Here is a 19,149-nt window from a genome sequence, read left to right as displayed (position 1 = left end):
CCGGAACCAAAACCCGGCGGGACGGTTGGGGTTCCAAAATGACTCGAAGACGCTGGAGAACGGAATGGCACCGCGCGCCTATTGGAAGGGAACGTTGAAGCTCTCGCTGGTCAGTTGCCCCGTTGTGCTTTATCCGGCGACCACCGCGGCCGAGAAGACGCGGTTTCACATGATCAACCGCGAGACCGGCAACCGATTGAAGCAGCAGATGATCGACGCCGAGACCGGCGACGTCGTCGAGAGCGATCAGAAAGGACGCGGCTACGAGCTACGCAAGGGCAAATATGTCGAGATCGAGCCGGAGGAGCTTGAAGCGGTCCAGATCGAGAGCAACCACACCATCGACATCGAAAGCTTCGTGCCGAGCGACGAGATCGACCAGCGCTATCTCAACCATCCCTATTATGTCGCGCCCGACGGAAAGGCTGCGATCGACGCCTTTGCCGTGATCCGCGATGCCATGAAGGACCAGGACCGCGTGGCGCTCGCCAAGATCGTGCTCACCAATCGCGAGCATATCATCGCGATCGAGCCGCTTGGCAAGGGCCTGCTCGGCACCACGCTGCGCTTCCCGTACGAGCTGCGCGACGAGGACCAGTTCTTCGACGACATCAAGAGCCCGAAGATCACCAAGGACATGGTGGAGCTCGCCGGCCATATCCTCCAGACCAAGGCGGCGCATTTCGACCCCAGCAAGTTCAAGGACGAATACGAGAACGCGCTAAAGGCACTGGTGAAGCGCAAGGCCAGCGGCAAGACAATCGAACTGCCGGAGCCTGAGGAGAAGCCGAGCAACGTCGTCAACCTGATGGATGCGCTGAAGCAGAGCTTGAAGGGACGCGGCGGGGAAAAAAAGACGGCGAAGTCCCACGCGCGCCGTGCGTCGGGGCGAGCGCGAGCAGCGAAGAAGGCGAACCGGTCGACGTCGCGGCAGAGAAGAGCGGGTTAGCTCTTCGCCGCGCGCCTCACTCTCTCCCCTCATGGTGAGGAGGCGCGAAGCGCCGTCTCGAACCATGCAGGCCTCGCTGTTGCAGTCAGGCCTTCATTCTTCGAGACGCGCGTTCCGCGCTCCTCAGGAAGAGGATAGAAAGTCAATCCCCCGCCCTTAGCCGATATCCGATCCCGGTCTCCGTCAGCACATATTGCGGCCGTTCCGGATCGGCCTCGATCTTCTGGCGGAGCTGGCGGACATAGACGCGCAGGTATTGCGCATCCGTCAATTCGTCCCAGAGCTCCCTAAGCAGGAAGCGATGGGTTAGTACCTTGCCGGCGTGCTGCACCAGCACGCGCAGGAGATCGTATTCTTTCGGCGACAGTTTGACGTCCCGCTCGCCGACCTTGACGATGCGGCGCACCAGATCGACGGAGAGGTCAGCAGTGCGGAACACCGGGCGCTCGCCCTGGACCTGAAGCTGGTGCCGCAGCGCGGCGCGCAGACGTGCCAGGAGTTCGTCCATACCGAACGGTTTGGTCAGGTAATCGTCGGCGCCGAGATCGAGCGCCTGCACCTTGCCGGCCTCGTCGCCGCGGCTCGACAGCACCACGATCGGCACAGCTTCATCGCGGGCCCGGATGGTGCGCAGCAGCTCATGGCCCTGGATGTCGGGAAGGCCGAGATCAAGAATGATCAGCGCGGGTTCTTCGACCAGCTTTTCCAGCGCCATCTTGCCGTTCGACGCCTCCAGGATCTCATAGCCTTGCGTCGAGAGTCCCATCCGCAGCAATTTGCGGATCGGCGGCTCGTCGTCGATGACCAGCACCTTGATCGGGGCAGCACTCATGCAGCGGTGTCCAATGCCTGGGTCTGGACCGGAATCGGCAGACGGATGGTCAGTACCGCACCGTTCCGGTCGCTGCGATTCGCGGCCGAGATCGTGCCCCGCATCGCCTCGACGAAGCCGCGGGAGATGGCGAGCCCGAGCCCGGTGCCGGGACGGACATGATCCCCCTTCTGCGCGCGATAGAACTTGTCGAACACGCTCTCGAGCTCCTCGGGCGGAATGCCGTCGCCCTCGTCGGCAATCTGGAGAATCACGTGATCGCCGCCGCGCCGGCTGCGGATCGAGACCGTCGTGTCGGGCGGCGAATATTTGGCGGCGTTGTCGAGCAAGTTGAACAGCACCTGCTCGAACAGCACCGCATCGAGCTGGAGCATGGGAAGGTCTGCGGCCAACACCAGTTCGACCTTGTGGGCGGTGAGGATCTTGGCTGCACGCCGCAGCGCGCTGCCGACGATCTCGCCGAGATCGTGCAACGCGGTGTTGGGCACGATGGCGCCGGATTCAAGCTTGGTCATGTCGAGCAGGTTGGCGATGAAGCGGTTGAGCCGTTCGGATTCGTCGATCACCGTGGCAAGCAGGTCGCGCTTCTCGGTGTCGGAGAGCGCGCTGGCGAGATCGCGCATGGTCGAGGCCGCACCTAGCACGGATGCGAGCGGCGTCTTCAAATCATGCGAGATCGAGGTCAACAATGCAGAACGCAACCGCTCGGATTCGACGGTGCGCTTGACGCGATCGACGTCCTCAACCAGCAGCACGCGCTCGATCGCCAGCGCACCCTGGTCGACCAGCGCATCGAGCAGGCGGCGCTGGTCCGGGGTCAGCAACGGGCCGGTGCGGTCGTTGTCGATGCCGATGACGCCGATCGGGCCGCGCCCGGTGCGCATCGGCAGGAACAGCCGTTTTGCGCCCGGCAACGTGTCCGAGCCGCGGCCTGCGGGGCGGTCGTTGCTGCAGGCCCAGTTGGCGGCGGCAAGGTCAGCCTGATCGAGATCGTCCTCGGGCGGATAGCCTGATTTCACCGTGAGCAGGCCTTCCTCCGGCAGCAGCAGCACCACACGGACTTTCAGCATCAGCGCGATCTGGTAGGCGGTCGCCCACAGCACGTCGTCGAGCGTGCCGGTGCCGGCGAGCTTGCGGCTGAAAGCGTAGAGCTGCTCGGTGGTCCTGATGCGGCCGATCGCGGTGTCAGCCTGGGTGCGGACCCGCCCGGCGACATTCGACACCACGAACGCAATCAGCATGAAGAAGAAGAACGCCGCGACATTGGTCGGATCGGTGATCGTGAAGGTATAGACCGGCGGCAGAAAGAAGAAATTGTAGGAAAGCGACGCCGCGACACTCGCAAGCAACGACGGCCACAATCCGTGGCGCACGGCAACGGTCACCACGGCGCTGAGGAACATCAGGTCAACGTTTTCGATACCGACATACGGCTTGATGGCGACGGCGGCAGCAAGACCAAGCGCGGTGATCCCGAGCGCCTTCAGATAGGGCCGGGCATCGAACGGGTCTGATCGCGCTGCCGTCTGCACCGCCGTCTTCGGCGCCGGCTCGCTCGTGAGCTCGTCGCCGGGAATAACGTGAACGCTGATATTGCCGGACCGGCGCACCAGATCATGCACGACGGAGCCGCGCGTCATCTCGAACCAGCGCGAGCGCGTCGACTTGCCGATCACGATCTGGGTGACGTTGTTGCCCTGCGCGAAGTTGACGACGTCGTCCGCGAGGCGGCGGCCGACGCCTGGAATCGTCAGCGCCTCGCCACCGAGCGATTCCGCGAGCCGGAGCGTGTCGGCCAGCCGATCGCGCTGCTCATCCGACAATTGCAGGGACCGCCGCGTCTCGATCGAAACCGCGGTGAACGGCGCGTGCAGCCGGTCGGCGAGCCGTTTGGTGTAACGCACGAGGCCAGCCGCGCGCGGATCTTCGCTGACGCAGACGAGGATGCGCTCGCTGGCGGCCCAGGGGCCCGAGATCGCATTCGCCTGCATGTGACTGAGAAGTTGCTCGTCGACCCGTTCGGCCGTGCGCCGCAAAGCGAGCTCGCGCAGCGCGGTGAGGTTGCCCGGCGAGAAATAATGCTCCAGCGCCCGCTCCGCCTGCTTGGGAACATAGACCTTGCCTTCCTTCAGGCGCTGGATCAAATCGTCGGGCGTGAGGTCGATCAGCTCGATCGCGTCGGCGCGGTCGAATATGGAATCCGGCACTGTCTCGCGCACCCGCACATGGGTGATCTGGGCAACGACGTCGTTCAGGCTCTCGATGTGCTGGATGTTGACGGCGGTATAGACGTCGATGCCGTGTGACAGCAGCTCCTCGACGTCGAGATAGCGCTTGGGATGGCGGCAAAGGGGACCGTTGGTGTGGGCGAGCTCGTCGACCAGCGCGATTTTCGGCCGGCGCTCGATCACGGCATCGAGGTCCATCTCCTCGACCATCTGGCCGCGATAGTCGAGCTTCTTGCGCGGGATCACCTCCAGTCCGCGCACCAGCGCCTCGGTCTCGGCGCGGCCATGGGTCTCGACGAAGCCGACCACGACATCGATGCCAGCCTTGCGCCTGGCATGTGCGCTTTGCAGCATCTCATAGGTCTTTCCGACGCCGGGAGCGGCGCCGACGAAGATCTTCAGCTTGCCGCTCGCACTCTCCTCCCTGCGCGCTGCTTCCAGCAGCGCCTCGGGCGACGGACGTTGTTCGGGATCGCGGCGCTCTCGGACCATGGTGCCAGTATAATCACCCTGATGCCACGAGCCTAGACGGCTACTTCGCGGCCACGCGATCGAGCGCGAGGTTCAGCGCCAATACGTTAACGCGGGGTTCGCCAAGCAGGCCGAGCAAACGACCTTGGGTCGCGGAGGCCACCAGCTGCTTCAACGTGTCCTCCGGCATATTTCGGGCCTTGGCGACGCGCGGTACCTGGAATTGTGCCGCCTCCGGCGAGATGTCCGGGTCGAGACCGCTGGCCGAAGTGGTCACCAGGTCCACCGGCACCGCGGCGTTGGAATTCTCGCCCCTGAGCTTGTCCACGTCTTCCTTCAGCCGGTCCGCCAACGCCTTGCTGGTCGGACCGAGATTGGATCCGCCCGAATTGGCCGCGTTGTAGGGTGCCGGCACCGTCTTGGTCGAATCATTCGGGTCTGGCGCCAACGTCGCCGAGGGACGGCCGTGGAAGTACTTGTCGTCCTTGAACTCCTGCCCGATCAGGGCGGAGCCAACGACCTTGCCGTCCTTCTCGATCAGGCTGCCCTGCGCCCGTGCGGGGAAGAGCGCGCCGGCAATAGGCGTCATTGCGAGCGGATAGGCCAGACCCGTGATGACGGTGAGCACCAGCAGGAGGACGATGGCGGGGCGTATTTCTCTGAGCATGTGTTTCTCCTATTTCTTCCGTCATTGCGAGCGAAGCGAAGCAATCCAGAGTCTTTCCGCAGAGGCAGTCTGGATTGCTTCGTCGCTTCGCTCCTCGCAATGACGGGGTTATGCCAAATGCAAGGCGGTGACGACGAGGTCGATCGCCTTGATGCCGATGAAGGGAATGACGATGCCGCCGAGCCCGTAGATCAACAGGTTGCGCCGTAGCAGCGCGCCGGCACCGACCGCACGGTAGGCAGCGCCCTTCAACGCCAACGGGATCAGCGCAACAATGATCAACGCGTTGAAGATGATTGCCGACAGGATGGCGCTCTGCGGGCTCGACAGGTTCATGACGTTGAGCACGTTGAGCTGCGGGTAGAACGCCAAAAACATCGCCGGGATGATCGCGAAATACTTGGCGACGTCGTTGGCGATCGAGAATGTCGTCAGCGCGCCTCGTGTCATCAGCAACTGCTTGCCGATCTCGACCACCTCGATCAGCTTGGTCGGGTTGGAATCGAGGTCGACCATGTTGCCGGCCTCTCGCGCGGCCTGGGTGCCGGTGTTCATGGCGACACCGACGTCGGCCTGCGCGAGGGCCGGCGCGTCGTTGGTGCCATCGCCGCACATGGCCACCAGCTTGCCCTTGGCCTGCTCGTCGCGGATCAGCTTGAGCTTGTCCTCGGGGGTTGCCTGCGCCAGGAAATCATCGACGCCGGCTTCCGCCGCGATTGCCGCGGCCGTCATCGGATTGTCGCCGGTGACCATGACGGTGCGAATGCCCATGCGGCGCAGCTCGGCAAAGCGCTCGCGGATGCCACCCTTGACGATGTCCTTGAGCTGGATGACGCCGAGCAGCTTGCCGTCCCTGGCAACCGCCAGCGGCGTACCACCAGCCTTGGAGATCTCGTCCGCAATCGTCTGCACCTCCCGGCCGATATCCGAAAGCACCGCAGGCTGGATGGCGCGGACCGTGTTGCCTGAAGCAACCGCCAGCGCCGCGCCGCCACCGACATAGTTGAGCATGGCATCGACCGCGCCCTTGCGCACTGATGAGCCGCCGGCATCCACGCCGCTCATGCGGGTCTGCGCCGTAAACGGGATGAAGGTGGCGCCCAGCTCGGCCATGTCGCGGCCGCGGATGCCGTGTTTTTCCTTGGCCAGCACGACGATCGAACGGCCTTCCGGGGTCTCGTCGGCGAGCGATGCGAGCTGGGCCGCGTCCGCGAGCTCCTGCTCGGTCACGCCGCGCACCGGGCGGAAGGAGGTCGCTTGGCGGTTGCCGAGCGTGATGGTGCCGGTCTTGTCCAGCAACAGCGTGTCGACATCGCCGGCCGCCTCGACCGCGCGGCCGGACATCGCCAGCACGTTGAAGCGGACCAGGCGATCCATCCCGGCGATGCCGATTGCCGACAACAGCGCACCGATCGTGGTCGGGATCAGGGTCACGAACAGCGCGACCAGCACAATCACCGAGATCGAGCCGCCGGCATAGGCCGCATAGCTCGGAATGGTGACGGTGGCGAACACGAAGATGATGGTGAGGCCGGCCAGCAGGATGTTGAGCGCGATCTCGTTTGGCGTCTTCTGCCGCTCGGCGCCCTCGACCAGCTTGATCATGCGGTCGATGAAGGTCGAACCTTGAGCTGCCGTGATCCGCACGCGGATCCAGTCGGACAGCACCTGCGTGCCGCCGGTCACCGCCGACCGGTCGCCGCCGGATTCGCGGATGACAGGCGCGGATTCGCCGGTGATCGCGGCCTCGTTGACGGAGGCGACGCCCTCGATCACCTCGCCATCGGAGGGAATGGTATCGCCGGCCTCGACCAGCACGATGTCATCGACCTTGAGGCTCGTGCCCGGCACGAGATTGAAGGCCCGGCCGGCACCACTCAGGAGCTTGGCCTGGCTCTCGGTGCGTGTCTTGCGCAGCGATTCGGCCTGTGCCTTGCCGCGGCCTTCGGCAACCGCTTCGGCGAAATTGGCGAACAGCACCGTGAACCAGAGCCAAAGGATGATCTGGAAGGTAAAGCCCAGGCCCGCACCTCCCGTAAGGACATCGCGCAGAAAGATCACGGTGGTGAGCGCGGCCACGATCTCGACCACGAACATCACCGGGTTCTTCACCATCAGCCGCGGATCGAGCTTGGTGAAAGAGGCGCTAATCGCGGGCACCACGATGTTCGGGTCGAGCATCGCCGACATTGACGCGCGCTTATGCAGTTTCATCGTATCCATGGAGGTCGCTCCAACAATCAGAACAGGTTACCGGCGTTCATCGCCAGATGCTCGACGATCGGGCCGAGCGCGAGCGCCGGGAAAAAAGTCAGGCCGCCGATGATCAGGATCACGCCGACGACAAGCCCGACAAACAGTCCGCCCGTGGTCGGGAATGTGCCCGCCGACGGCGCGATCGATTTCTTGGCGGCCAGCGAGCCCGCAATCGCCATCGCAGGGACGATCATGAAGAAGCGGCCGACGAACATCGCGCTTGCCAGCGTAAGGTTGTAGAATAACGTGTTGCCGGTGAGGCCCGCGAAGGCCGAGCCGTTGTTGCCGGTCGCCGAGGTGAAGGCGTAGAGCACTTCGGTGAAGCCGTGCGGTCCGGCATTCGCCATCGAGGCGACCGCCGCCGGATAGACCACGCCGACCGCGGTCCAGCCGAGATACATCAGCGGCAGCACCAGGATCGCGAGCATCGCCATCTTGACCTCACGCGCCTCGATCTTCTTGCCGACATATTCCGGCGTGCGGCCGACCATCAGGCCCGCCACGAAGATCGCGAGCACCACAAACAGCAGCATGCCGTAAAGGCCAGCGCCGACGCCGCCGACGATGATCTCGCCGAGCTGCATGTTGATCAACGGAATCATGCCGCCGAGCGCGGTGAAGCTGTCATGCATCGCGTTGACCGCCCCGCAGGACGCCGCCGTCGTGATCACGGCGAACAGCGAGGACGCGACGATGCCGAAGCGCACCTCCTTGCCCTCCATGTTGCCCCCGGTCAGGCCGAGCGCATGCAGCGTCGAGGTACCGTTGGCTTCGGCCCAATAGGTGACGGCGACACCGGCGAGGAACAGCACGCCCATCACGGAGAGAATCGCCCAGCCCTGGCGCTGGTTGCCGACCATGCGACCGAACACGTTGGTGAGCGCAGCGCCGAGCGCGAAAATCGACAGCATCTGGATGAAGTTCGACAGCGCGGTCGGATTCTCGAAGGGATGCGCGGCATTGGCGTTGAAGAAGCCGCCGCCATTGGTGCCCAGCATCTTGATCGCGACCTGCGAGGCGACCGGCCCGACCGCGATGGTCTGCTTGGCGCCTTCGAGCGTGGTCGCCTCGACATAATCGCCGAGCGTCTGCGGCATGCCCTGCCACACCAGGAACAGCGTGTAGACGACACAGATTGGCAGCAATACGTAGAGTGTCGTGCGGGTAACGTCGACCCAGAAATTGCCGACAGTGCGCGCCGAGGCGCGTGAGAAGCCGCGGATCAAAGCCACCGCCAGCGCGATGCCGGTTGCCGCCGACAGGAAGTTCTGGTGCGTCAGGCCGAGCATCTGTACGAGATAGGACAGCGTGCTTTCGCCGCCGTAGTTCTGCCAGTTGGTGTTGGTGATGAACGAGATTGCGGTGTTGAAGGACAGATCCTCGGCCACCGCCCCCTGTCCCGCCGGATTGAACGGCAGCACGGCCTGAAGCCGCATCACGCCGTAGATGATGAGGAATCCGCCGACGTGGAACAGCAATATGGCGACCGTGTAAGTCAGCCAATGCTGCTCGCGCTTCTCGTCAACGCCGGAGAACCAGTAGATGCCGGCCTCGATGGGGCGCAGCACCGGCGACAGGAACGTCCGCTCGCCATTGAACACGCGCGTCATGTACCAGCCGAGCGGCTTTGCGAGCGCGACGATAATGACGCAGAAGAGAATGATCTGGAGCCAACCGATCATAGTCATGGAAATCAACCCTTCAGGCTTGGTGCCCGGCGCATAAGCGGCAGGAGCACCGAGAGCAGGCAGGCGACGAGCACGGCGTCCGCCAGTAGCAATTCGAGGAGAAGCAGTACGGTCAGAACCGTTCAGGCCGAAGCAGCGCGTAAGTGAGGTAGATCAGGAGACCAAACGAGACGGTGCCGGCGAGCGCATAATCGAAAATCATGGTCCGCTCCCTCACAGCCGTTCGCAGGCGTAGGTGTAACCGATCGCGAGGGCGAAGAAGGCGAAGCCCAGCCCCAGCATCAGAATGTCCATCATGGCGATACTCCTTATTGCTAGACGATATCCGGCGTAACCAATCTCTGGATGCCGGCAGGCTGCTTGCTCCGCGCGAATGCAACGGGTGTCTGCGCCCGGCCGGGACTTTCACCGTGCTGAAGTGCCACCGCGTACATAGATTTTCGAGATGAAGCCTATGGCGAAGTTATAGGAATCTCATAAAGGCCGGCACGTCTTCGCCAGCGGCCATGCGACACTGACAACGCATTCCAGGCGGTCTTTCCGGGCAGGTGGCGCAGCGACGCGATCCACTGTCACCATCGCTACCGATCCTTAAGGCAGACTGTGGGGAAGGTCTTTTCAAAATGCTGGTTTCTATAAGCCTTCACCTTCGGTGGAGATGACAGTCGAGAATGAGCGCTGTCTTTTGCCTCTTACCCGGAGGCATACGCACACTTATGAAATGCTTATATCTCTCGCCCGCTCCTCATCTCGTTTTCAAACGTGCTTCCAGCCATCTTGGGCATGCCGGCCGACTGACCGACACCAATTCCAGGAGGCCTGAACATGACCGCCGCACTCCGACATTACGATCCATCTTCGTTCAGCGAACGCCTGCGCGATGCGCACGCAATGACGCGACCGTTGATGCTCGAGATCATCGACCACGCCTGTCGGCACTTCCCCTCGCTTGGACAAAACGGCCGCACCGCGCGCGTCATGCGACTGCTCGACGCGGAAGCCTGGGCCGATGCCGCACTGGCACTGATGGAGCTCGAGCTGCCGACGTGGCAGGTCCGCCGCATCGCCTATGACGAGGGCGAGTGGCACTGCGCGCTCTCGCGCGAGCGCGAGCTGCCGGACTGGCTGGACGCCGCGGTCGAAGCGCGCCACGCGGATCTTTCGTTGGCCCTGCTGTCGGCCTTCGTCGAGGCCCAGGCATTGGCCGCGGAGATGTCACGGCCCAGCGTTCCTTCTGTTCGTGCGCCGCTGGATCCGCTTTACGAACCTGTCGTCTGTGACAATTTCGGCTAGAGCGGCCTGACGGGTTCGGCGGGCTCACGCCTTTCTGACCTTCTTATGAGATCGTCGCGTGGGCTCCCTCGAAATCATATTCGCAAGGAAAGATATTGAGTCTGCAGGCGCGGTCAATGCTGCCGCCACCTGTAGCGATCAGAAGGAATATCGAAGTGAAACTCATCGAACCTCCCTCGTGCAGCGCGCCTTCCACCATCGTCTTCATTGGCAGGAACAGTCGCGGCCATTGGATCGCGCAGGAGCAGAACGGCCTCTATGGCGGCCTGTTCGTCAGCCGCGCGCAGGCCATCAAATATGCGCTATTCGAAAACGGACAGCATCCCGAGACCATCGTCGAGCTGCCACGCGAGATCGAACTCGACATGGGCAAGAGCGGCAACAGCAGTATCTCGCGGCACGTTGCCTGAGCCGGCGCCTTCGAGCGAAAAGCCATGTTCATCCCTCCCTCAGCTTGGTTCACCGGCTTCATTCCGGACGTACCGACCCCGTTCGACGCGGCTGACGCCATCGATCTCGAGGCGTTCGCCGCGCTCTGCGAGCGCCAGGTTGCGGTTGGCGTCGCCGCTCTAGTGATCTGCGAGACGGTCGGCGAGGCGCCAACGCTCTCGCCCGCCGAGCAGGAGCTCGTCATTCGCACTGCTGTCGACGTCGTCCGCGGTCGCGCGCGAATTATCGCCGGCGCGATGTCGAATGCGACCGGCCACGCCATCGAACTCGCGCGGCGCGCGGAGGCTGCGGGTGCCGATGCCATCATGTCGGTCGTGCCCGCCTATAACAAGCCGATGCAGGAGGGGATGCTCGCGCATTTTCGCGCCATTGCCGGTTCGACCGGTTTGCCGATGATCCTGCACGATGTTCCCTCGCGCACGCTGCGTCCGCTGGCGGACGAGACCATCGTGCGTCTCGCGGAATCCCGGCAATTCGCCGGCTTACGCGACGGCAGCGGCGATATCAGTCGCCCGATGCGCTTGGGTCGGCTCCTGCCGGCCAGCTTTCGCCTGCTGTCCGGCGACGATACCACCGCCTTCAGCTTCATCGCGAGCGGCGGCGATGGCGCGATTTCGGAGATTGCCAATGTCGCCCCGGATCTCTGCCGGACGCTCTTCTTACAGGCGAGGCAGGGCCGCCTGCAATCGGCGCGCTACCTGCACAAGCGCCTCATCCCGCTTATCGCCTGTCTCTCTCGGGAGAGCCCGGCGGCGCTGAAATGCGCCTTGAGCATCTTCGATCTGATGCGGCCGGATACTAGGCTGCCGATCGTGCCGCTGAACGACGTTGCGCGAGCGGAGGTCGCCCGAGCAATCGCCGCGATCGCCGACGAGGAGCTGAACGACAGCGTCGGAGCGTAGGCACGGCACTTATGACGTTCCTATATCGCTGCACGGACAGTCGTCTCGCATTCCTATGCTTCGACATCCATCATACGAGCCAGGATCGGAGCGGCCATATCGCCGCACCACGCATAAGGACTTCCAACATGTCGATGCTGACACATGGCTTTGACCGGCACTTTGGGAAGGTCGAACGCCCGGTACGGATCTCGATGGCGCGCAAGGCCCAGCTCAAGCGCCTGGCACTACGCGCGCTGGGCGTGCTCTCGATGGGCAGCGTGCTCACCGCGCTCATCGCGTTGAAGACAGCGATCCATGTCTGGCACCTGCACGCCTGACCAGAATGGCAGACCATCATGACCTTGCAGATGTGTGAGGAGGCCGCGATGGCGGCAATCGCGCTTCAAGCTGCCCGTCGCGCGCCCGAGGCCCGGCAGACTCCAGTGTTGCTCAAGCCGCTCGATCCCGATGTCGTCAGCGCCTCCATTCCCGCGTTCTTCATCGGGCGCAACGCGGCCGGCCTCTGGGTTGTCCGGGAAGCGAACGGGCGCATCGGCGGCCTGTTCCTGTTAAAGAGTTCGGCGGTCGATTTCGCCAACCGGCAGAGCAAGCTGGCCAGGTGCGCGCTGGTGTTTCCCACCGGGATTTTTGAGCTCGACATCGAGAACCGCGGCAATCCGCTGATCGTGCTCGCCGCACGATTGCTGGAGGGGGCCAAGCGGCTCGCGGCGCTCGTCGCCGCAAGGCGACAGACATGATCGAGCTCAAGATCATCATGCTGATCGCCCTGATAGGACTGCTGCTCCTCGGCATGCGTCTCACCGCAGCCCCGACTTCGGACGGCTAGCATGCAGCTCCTCAAGGGAAATCTCGAGCAGGTGGTCGCCACGACGATCCTGACCATGACGCTGAGCCTGGTCTGGGGCGCGATCCTGACGATCGTGATCACGCTCGTGGCGCGGGGGCTTGGGATCTAGCCTCTCGTCGCCACGCGTACGGCAATCGAGCGGGAATTGACTATGGTTGCCTGCGAGGCAAGCAACCGGGCGCGAACGGCGGTGGCGATCCTTGCTTGAGGCTGCGTATCCCGCCAAAAACGCTCGTCCGATCTGGCGCAATTTCACGGAACCGTGTAGAGCGATTTCATGAGCATCAGCAACGTCAATGTCGTCGCCCATCCCCTGGTCCAGCACAAGCTCTCCCTGATGCGGGAGAAGGACCGCTCGACCAAGAGCTTTCGCGAGATCCTGAACGAGATCGGGATGCTGCTCGGCTACGAGGTGACGCGCGACCTGCCGCTGGAGCTGGTCGCGATCGAGACGCCGATCGCGCCGATGCAGGCGCCCAAGATCGCCGGAAAGAAGCTCACGCTGGCGCCGATTCTGCGCGCGGGCGTCGGCTTCCTCGACGGCATGCTGGCGCTGATGCCCTCGGCGCGCATCGCCCATATCGGGCTCTACCGCGACCCCGAGACGTTGCAGGCCGTGGAATATTACTTCAAGGCGCCGCAGGATCTGTCGGACCGCACCGTGATCCTGATGGATCCGATGCTGGCGACCGGCAACTCGGCCTGCGCCGGCGCCTCCCTGCTCAAGGCGCGCGGCGCCCGCGATATCCGCTTCGTCTGTCTTCTGGCTGCGCCCGAAGGCATCGCGCAGTTCCGGAGCGAGCATCCCGACGTGCCGGTCTGGACCGCCGCAATCGACGAGCGGCTCAACGACCACGGCTACATTGTGCCGGGCCTGGGCGACGCCGGCGACCGGATGTTCGGCACCAAGTAGACAGCTTTGCGCGATCGGGTTAGTCCGGTTGCCATGAACGCCAATGATTTTTCGCTGCAATCCCTGATCCGGACCGAGGCCGCCGCCGATCCGGCCTTCGTATTCGACGGCACGCCAGTCTCGCGCGCGGAGTTCTCAGAAAAGATCGAGCAGACCGCCGCCTGGCTTGCCGCGCACGGTATCGGCAAGGGCGACGTCGTCGCGGTCTGGCTGGTCAACCGGATCGAATGGATCGCGCTGCTGTTCGCCGCCGCACGCCTTGGCGCGGTCGTCGCCGCCGTCAATACGCGCTACCGCAGCGCCGAGGTCGCCCATCTCCTGAAGCTGTCCGGCGCCAGGCTGATGGTGGTCGAAGCCGAATTCCGCTCGATCAACTTTGCCGCTATTCTCGCCGACGTCGTCAGGGGCGAGGTGCCTGCGCTACGAGAGCTCGCGGTTGTCGGCGCGGATGCGATTCCCGCACACTGGCCGTGCGTGCGCTTCGATGCCTTCGACAGATCCTATCCGTCTGCCCCGCCGGCTCAGGATGATTTCGATCTGCCGGTTTTGCTCTACACGACGTCAGGCACGACCAAAGGACCAAAACTCGTCGCGCATTCGCAGCGGACGCTGGCGAGCCACGCCGTCTCAGTTGCCAAGGCGCTAAAGCTCTCACCGCGGCGCCATTCGCTGCTGGCCATGCTGCCGTTCTGCGGCACCTTTGGCATGACGAGCCTGCTCGGCTTCGTCGCAGCGGGCGCGACCGTCCACGTGCTCGACGCCTTCGAGGCGGCGCCGGCGCTGAGGATTCTCGGCGAGTGCAGGATCACGCACGCATTCGGCTCGGACGAGATGTTCCGCCGCATCCTCGCCCTCACCGATGCACCGCGTCCGTTTCCGCATCTCGAGGTCTGCGGCTTCGCCGCGTTCCAGCCCGGCTGGCGCGAGCTCGCCGCGGACGCCGAGGCCCGCGGCATGCCCCTGTTCGGCCTCTACGGCTCGAGCGAGGTGCAGGCGCTGTTCTCGATCGCACGCTCCAGTGATGGCTTTGCTAATCGCATCGAGGGCGGCGGCTGGCCGATATCACCCGACACGAGGGTGCGCGTGCGCGACACCGAGACCGGCGAGCTCGCGGCTCAAGGTGTCTCCGGCGAGATCGAGATCAGCGCGCCGTCGCGCTTCCTCGGTTACTACAACAATCCCGAGGCGACACGCGACGCCATCACCGCGGACGGCTTCTTCCGCACCGGCGATATCGGCCGGCTGCGCGGCGACGGCTCCTTCGTCTACGAAACCCGCGCGGGCGACGCCATGCGGCTCGGCGGCTTCCTTGTCGCGCCCGGCGAGATCGAGGACGAGCTCAAATCGTGCCCCGGCGTTGCCGACGCCCAGGTCGTCGCGGTCGATCTGAAGGGACAGGCGCGCTGCGTTGCCTTCGTGATCCCAGCTCAAGAACCTCACCACGAGCCGCCGCGGCAGGAAGCGTTGATCACGCGCCTGCGCGAGCGGCTCGCCGGCTACAAGGTCCCGGCGCGGATCTATGTCGTGGAGGCCTTCCCCGTCACCGACAGCGCGAACGGCATCAAGATCCAGCGCGCCCGGCTTCGGGCCATGGCGATGGATCGGATCGCTGCCGAATAGCGTCTACGGGCTTCGCTTCATCGACGAAGCTGCGCCGATAGCGCGTCGCGGTGCCCGGGCGCCGCGATCGCGATCATCCGGCGCGCACGCTCGGCAAGGCCGCAGCCGCGCAGCTCGGCAACGCCCCATTCGGTGATGATGGCATCGACATCGGCGCGGGGGGTCGTCACTGTCTCGACATGGGCGACGATCCGGCTCGTGCCATCCGAAGCCGTCGCCGGCAGCGCGATGATCGCCCTTCCCCGAGGTGAGGCATTGGCGCCGCGCACGAAATCGAGCTGCCCGCCGATCGCACCGATCGCAACGCCATTCAGCGTCTCGGAATTGACGCTGCCATCGAGCCCGACCTGGAGCGCCGAGTTGATCGCGACCAGCCGGTTGATGCGGGCCAGCACGTCCTGGCCGTGTGTGTATGACGTCGGCCGCACCGAAACAGCGTTGTTCTCGTGCACGAAGCGATAGAGCCGCTGCGTCCCGATCACCTGGTTGGTAACCGTGATCCCGGCATCGAAACCCTTCTCCGCATTCGTCACCGCACCGCGTTCGATCAGATCGACGACGGCGTCGTTGATCAGGCCGGAATGGATTCCGAGATTGCGTACATGCGAGAGCGAGGAGAGAATTGCGTCCGGAATTCGACCGACGCCGAACTGCAGCGTGCTGCCATCGTCGATCAGCCCCGCCGCATGCGCCGCAATGCGCCGCGAAACATCGTCCAGCGGCGGCGACGCCAGCTCGACTGGCGCACAGCGGGCCGGGACGCGCACATGGATCGTCACGTCCTCAGGCCACTCCGCTCCGAACGTAAAAGGCGCATCCGGGTTGATCTCGGCGATGACCAGGCGCGCACCGCGCGCGGCATCGATGACATAGTCGTTGGACAGACTGGCGCTGAGCCGCCCCTTGGACTCCGCAAGCTGCACCAGAACGACATCGGCCTTGTGGCGGCGCGCGGCGAAGTCGGCGCAGAACGCGCTGTAGTTGCTCGGAATCAGATCGAGCCGTCCGGCCTTAGCGAGCCGCCGGGCATTGCCGATCACGCCATAGCTCAGGAACGACACGTTGGGCGCGGGGCCTGCGGGAAACGTCTCCGAGAACACCGGTCCGACCATCATGCGAAACGGTGGAAGATGTTCCGCCTGTGCCATCAGCACTTCTGTCAGCGTGACCGGCTCCGCAGTCGCCTGCCCGCACACGACGAGATCACCCTCACGGACCAGGCCGGAAAAGTCGATCGGCGACGCGGGCTCGAGCATCGCCACCTCAATCCATCGGTTTGAGGCGCGCGGAGGACTCGCCGAGCAGCGTGCGCAATTCCGTCTTCACGATCTTGCCGTAGCTGTTCTTCGGTAGCTCGCCGGTGAGATAATAGTGCTTCGGCCGCTTGAAGTGCGCGATCCAGGCATTGCACATCTGGTCGAGCTCGTCCCGCGTGACCGCCCTATTCGCGACGGGAACGACGACGGCCACCACCTCCTCGCCCCATTCCGGATGGGGACGGCCGATCACAGAGACTTCGGCGACGGCCTCATGCCGCAACAGGACCTCCTCGACCTCGCGCGGATAGATGTTGGTGCCGCCGGAGATGATGACGTCCTTGGAGCGGTCCTTCAGCGTGAGGAAGCCGTCGGTGTCGAGGGCCCCCATGTCGCCGGTATAGAGCCAACCGTCGCGCAGTGTGTTCGCAGTCGCCTTGGAATTTTGCCAGTAGCCCGACATGACAGTATCGCCGCGCACGATGATCTCGCCGACCTCGCCCGGTGCGACGTCGCCGCCCGCCTCATTCACGGTGCGTACCTGTACGACGCCCTGCGCGATGCCAACCGACGCCAGCCGCTCGGCATGACGCGGATGCCCGGCATCGACATGCATTGACTTCGGCAGGTACGTGATGGTCATCGGCGTTTCGCCCTGACCGTAGATCTGCGCAAGCTTTGGCCCGAACACGTTGAGCGCGGCCTTGCAATCGGCGACATACATCGGGCCGCCGCCATAAATGATCGTCTTCAGCCCCGGCGCGGTCGCGCCAGCTGCTTCAGCCGCGACGGTCAGGCGCCGCACCATGGTCGGCGCGGCAAAGAAGGAGATGCCGTCGCGCTTTGCCGTCAGCTCAAGGATCTCGTCCGGCTCGAAGCGGCCACTCTCCGGAATGATCTGTGCGCCCATGCCGAGCACGTGCGGCACCATGTAGAGGCCTGAACCGTGCGACATCGGTGCGGCGTGCAGCAGCGCCTCGCCTGGCGCGACCGGATTGATCTCGGCGAGATAGTTCAGCGCCATCGCAAGCAGATTGCGGTGGCTCAACACCGCGCCCTTCGGACGCCCGGTGGTGCCGCTGGTGTAGAAGATCCAGGCGGGATCTGTGCTCACGACATCGGCGATGGCAATGCCGTCAGTCTTTTCGAGACCACGATGCTCGGCCGAGCCGATCTCGACGATGCGCGGCTTGGCCGCAACAAGCGCCGACGCTTCGGAGGCAACGCTCGCCATGGCCTCGGTCACGAAGACGACCGCCGCACCCGAGTTGTCGAGAATGAACGCGACCTCGCGCGGATGCAGCTTTGCGTTGATGGGAACGGCAACCAGCCCGGCATGCCAGCAGGCATAGAGACAGGCGACGTAATCGGGCACGTTCTTCATCAGCAGCGCAACGCGGTCGCCCTTGGCCAAACCAAAGCGCTGCTGCAGCGATGCCGCCAGCGACGCCACCGTCGCGGCGAGCCGGCCGTAATCGGCAACCGGCGTCAACCCTTTGAGCAGCGCCGGCGCGGACGCATCGGCTTTGGCGGCACGCAGGAGATGGTGAGCGAGGTTCATTGGCGGCCCTGCCGAAAAGTCCGCGGGAAAGCCTAGTATGACTTGGCCAGTCCAAGCACCTTTTCCGCGATAAAACTGAGCGCAAGCTGCGGGCTGACCGGCGCGATGCGCGGGATCAGAACTTCGCGCAAGTACCGCTCGACGTGGAACTCCTTGGCATAGCCGAAGCCGCCATGGGTCATCACCGCCTGCTCGCAGGCATGGTATCCGGCCTCACCCGCAATGTATTTCGCGGCATTGGCGGCGCCGCCGCAGGGCATGCCCTTGTCGTATTGCCACGCCGCCGACATCACCATCAGCCACGCCGCTTCGAGCTCGACCCAGTTTATGGCCAGCGGATGCTGGATGCCCTGGTTCTTGCCGATAGGCCGGTTGAACACCACGCGCGTCTTGGCGTATTCGGTCGCGCGCGACAGCGCGAGCTTTCCGAGGCCGACAGCTTCCGCCGCGATCAGGATGCGTTCCGGGTTCATGCCTTCGAGGATGTACTGGAAGCCTTTGCCTTCTTCGCCGATGCGATCCTCCATCGGAATCTCGAAATCCTCGAAGAACAGCTCGTTGGAATCGACGATCTTGCGGCCCATCTTCTCGATCTCGTGGACCTTGATCTTGTTGCGATCGAAGTCCGTATAGAACAGGCTGAGACCATGCGTCGGCGAGCGCACTTCCTCCAGCGGCGTGGTGCGCGCCAGCAGCAGGATCTTGTGCGCGACCTGCGCGGTCGAGATCCACACCTTCTGGCCATTGACGATGTAGCGGTCGTTCTTGGCGACGGCGCGGGTCTTGAGCTGCGTGGTGTTGAGGCCGGTGTTGGGCTCGGTGACGGCGAAGCACGCCTTCTCGCGGCCTTCGACCATCGGCGGCAGCATGCGCTTGCGCTGCTCCTCAGTGCCGAACACGACGACGGGATTGAGGCCGAAGACGTTGATGTGCACCGCAGATGCGCCGGACATCCCTGCGCCGGATTCCGCGATCGCGCGCATCATGATCGCGGCTTCGGTGATGCCGAGCCCGGAGCCGCCATAGGCTTCCGGCACGCAGATGCCGAGCCAGCCGGCGTCGGCCAGCGCCTTGTGGAAGTCGTGCGGAAAGCCGCCGTCATGGTCTTTCTTCAGCCAGTACGCATCGGGAAAGCCTTCGCAGATCTTTGCGATGGCGCCGCGGATGGCCTCTTGCTGATCGGTGAGCGCGAAATCCATGTTGGTCTCCTTGT

Annotated in this window: 18 protein-coding genes; 9 read left to right on the top strand and 9 right to left on the bottom strand. The window is 64.1% G+C overall.

The annotated features are described in order from the left end of the window. Positions 1-64: 64 nt before the first annotated feature. Positions 65-949 (top strand): Ku protein, encoded by an 885-nt coding sequence (locus tag IVA74_RS31710; protein WP_247350839.1) that lies wholly within the window; start codon positions 65-67, stop codon positions 947-949. Between the two features lie 142 nt (positions 950-1,091). On the opposite strand, the gene IVA74_RS31705 is transcribed toward IVA74_RS31710, so the two are convergent. From IVA74_RS31705 to IVA74_RS31680, 6 genes are all read right to left on the bottom strand, one after another. Next, positions 1,092-1,781 (bottom strand): response regulator transcription factor, encoded by a 690-nt coding sequence (locus IVA74_RS31705; RefSeq protein WP_247350837.1) that lies wholly within the window; start codon positions 1,779-1,781, stop codon positions 1,092-1,094. After that, a complete protein-coding gene (locus IVA74_RS31700; protein ID WP_247350836.1) occupies positions 1,778-4,501 on the bottom strand; it encodes a sensor histidine kinase KdpD in 2,724 nt (907 codons plus the stop codon). The genes IVA74_RS31705 and IVA74_RS31700 overlap by 4 nt, the downstream gene beginning before the upstream one ends. A 40-nt stretch (positions 4,502-4,541) precedes the next feature. After that, the gene (locus IVA74_RS31695) at positions 4,542-5,147 is read right to left on the bottom strand and encodes a K(+)-transporting ATPase subunit C (RefSeq protein ID WP_247350835.1); all 606 of its coding nucleotides are present in this window, start codon (positions 5,145-5,147) and stop codon (positions 4,542-4,544) included. 108 nt (positions 5,148-5,255) lie between these two features. Continuing rightward, positions 5,256-7,370, bottom strand: a complete 2,115-nt coding sequence (gene kdpB / locus IVA74_RS31690; protein WP_247350834.1) for a potassium-transporting ATPase subunit KdpB — start codon at positions 7,368-7,370, stop codon at positions 5,256-5,258. A 17-nt stretch (positions 7,371-7,387) separates the two neighbouring features. Further along, on the bottom strand, positions 7,388-9,091 hold the full coding sequence (gene kdpA, locus IVA74_RS31685; protein ID WP_247350833.1) for a potassium-transporting ATPase subunit KdpA: 1,704 nt from the start codon (positions 9,089-9,091) through the stop codon (positions 7,388-7,390). Positions 9,092-9,203: 112 nt separating this feature from the next. Then, positions 9,204-9,293 (bottom strand): K(+)-transporting ATPase subunit F, encoded by a 90-nt coding sequence (locus tag IVA74_RS31680; RefSeq protein ID WP_008133410.1) that lies wholly within the window; start codon positions 9,291-9,293, stop codon positions 9,204-9,206. Between the two features lie 623 nt (positions 9,294-9,916). On the opposite strand from IVA74_RS31680, the gene IVA74_RS31675 reads away from it, so the two are divergent. The 8 genes from IVA74_RS31675 to IVA74_RS31645 all read left to right on the top strand — a co-directional run bounded on the left by IVA74_RS31675 (position 9,917) and on the right by IVA74_RS31645 (position 15,119). Further along, on the top strand, positions 9,917-10,384 hold the full coding sequence (locus tag IVA74_RS31675) for a hypothetical protein (protein WP_247350832.1): 468 nt from the start codon (positions 9,917-9,919) through the stop codon (positions 10,382-10,384). A gap of 155 nt (positions 10,385-10,539) precedes the next feature. After that, on the top strand, positions 10,540-10,794 hold the full coding sequence (locus tag IVA74_RS31670) for a hypothetical protein (protein WP_247350831.1): 255 nt from the start codon (positions 10,540-10,542) through the stop codon (positions 10,792-10,794). Positions 10,795-10,818: 24 nt separating this feature from the next. Beyond that, positions 10,819-11,736 (top strand): 4-hydroxy-tetrahydrodipicolinate synthase, encoded by a 918-nt coding sequence (gene dapA / locus IVA74_RS31665; RefSeq protein ID WP_247350830.1) that lies wholly within the window; start codon positions 10,819-10,821, stop codon positions 11,734-11,736. A 128-nt stretch (positions 11,737-11,864) separates the two neighbouring features. Beyond that, positions 11,865-12,056, top strand: a complete 192-nt coding sequence (locus tag IVA74_RS31660; RefSeq protein ID WP_247350829.1) for a hypothetical protein — start codon at positions 11,865-11,867, stop codon at positions 12,054-12,056. 18 nt (positions 12,057-12,074) lie between these two features. Beyond that, positions 12,075-12,476 (top strand): hypothetical protein, encoded by a 402-nt coding sequence (locus tag IVA74_RS31655; RefSeq protein ID WP_247350825.1) that lies wholly within the window; start codon positions 12,075-12,077, stop codon positions 12,474-12,476. Between the two features lie 90 nt (positions 12,477-12,566). Beyond that, positions 12,567-12,695: a hypothetical protein gene (locus IVA74_RS41025; RefSeq protein ID WP_256467627.1), complete on the top strand. Its 129-nt coding sequence runs from the start codon at positions 12,567-12,569 to the stop codon at positions 12,693-12,695. A 168-nt stretch (positions 12,696-12,863) separates the two neighbouring features. After that, the gene (gene upp / locus IVA74_RS31650; protein ID WP_247350823.1) at positions 12,864-13,499 is read left to right on the top strand and encodes a uracil phosphoribosyltransferase; all 636 of its coding nucleotides are present in this window, start codon (positions 12,864-12,866) and stop codon (positions 13,497-13,499) included. A gap of 33 nt (positions 13,500-13,532) precedes the next feature. Then, positions 13,533-15,119: an AMP-binding protein gene (locus IVA74_RS31645; RefSeq protein ID WP_247350819.1), complete on the top strand. Its 1,587-nt coding sequence runs from the start codon at positions 13,533-13,535 to the stop codon at positions 15,117-15,119. A gap of 17 nt (positions 15,120-15,136) precedes the next feature. Here IVA74_RS31645 and IVA74_RS31640 read toward each other — a convergent pair whose 3' ends face one another. From IVA74_RS31640 to IVA74_RS31630, 3 genes are read right to left on the bottom strand one after another with little or no spacing between them, the layout of a single operon-like run. Next, positions 15,137-16,375, bottom strand: a complete 1,239-nt coding sequence (locus tag IVA74_RS31640) for an acetyl-CoA hydrolase/transferase C-terminal domain-containing protein (RefSeq protein WP_247350817.1) — start codon at positions 16,373-16,375, stop codon at positions 15,137-15,139. Between the two features lie 7 nt (positions 16,376-16,382). Continuing rightward, entirely contained in the window at positions 16,383-17,936 is a 1,554-nt protein-coding gene (locus IVA74_RS31635; protein ID WP_247350816.1) for an AMP-binding protein, read from the bottom strand. A 32-nt stretch (positions 17,937-17,968) separates the two neighbouring features. Next, positions 17,969-19,135 carry an acyl-CoA dehydrogenase family protein gene (locus IVA74_RS31630; RefSeq protein WP_247350814.1) on the bottom strand — a complete coding sequence of 389 codons (1,167 nt, stop codon included), beginning with the start codon at positions 19,133-19,135 and terminating at the stop codon, positions 17,969-17,971. Between the last annotated feature and the right edge of the window lie 14 nt (positions 19,136-19,149).

Source organism: Bradyrhizobium sp. 132 (genome assembly GCF_023074185.1).
Lineage (GTDB): Bacteria > Pseudomonadota > Alphaproteobacteria > Rhizobiales > Xanthobacteraceae > Bradyrhizobium.
The sequence above is the reverse complement of the archived record's forward strand: the minus strand, read 5'-3'. Positions and strand labels throughout refer to the sequence as shown.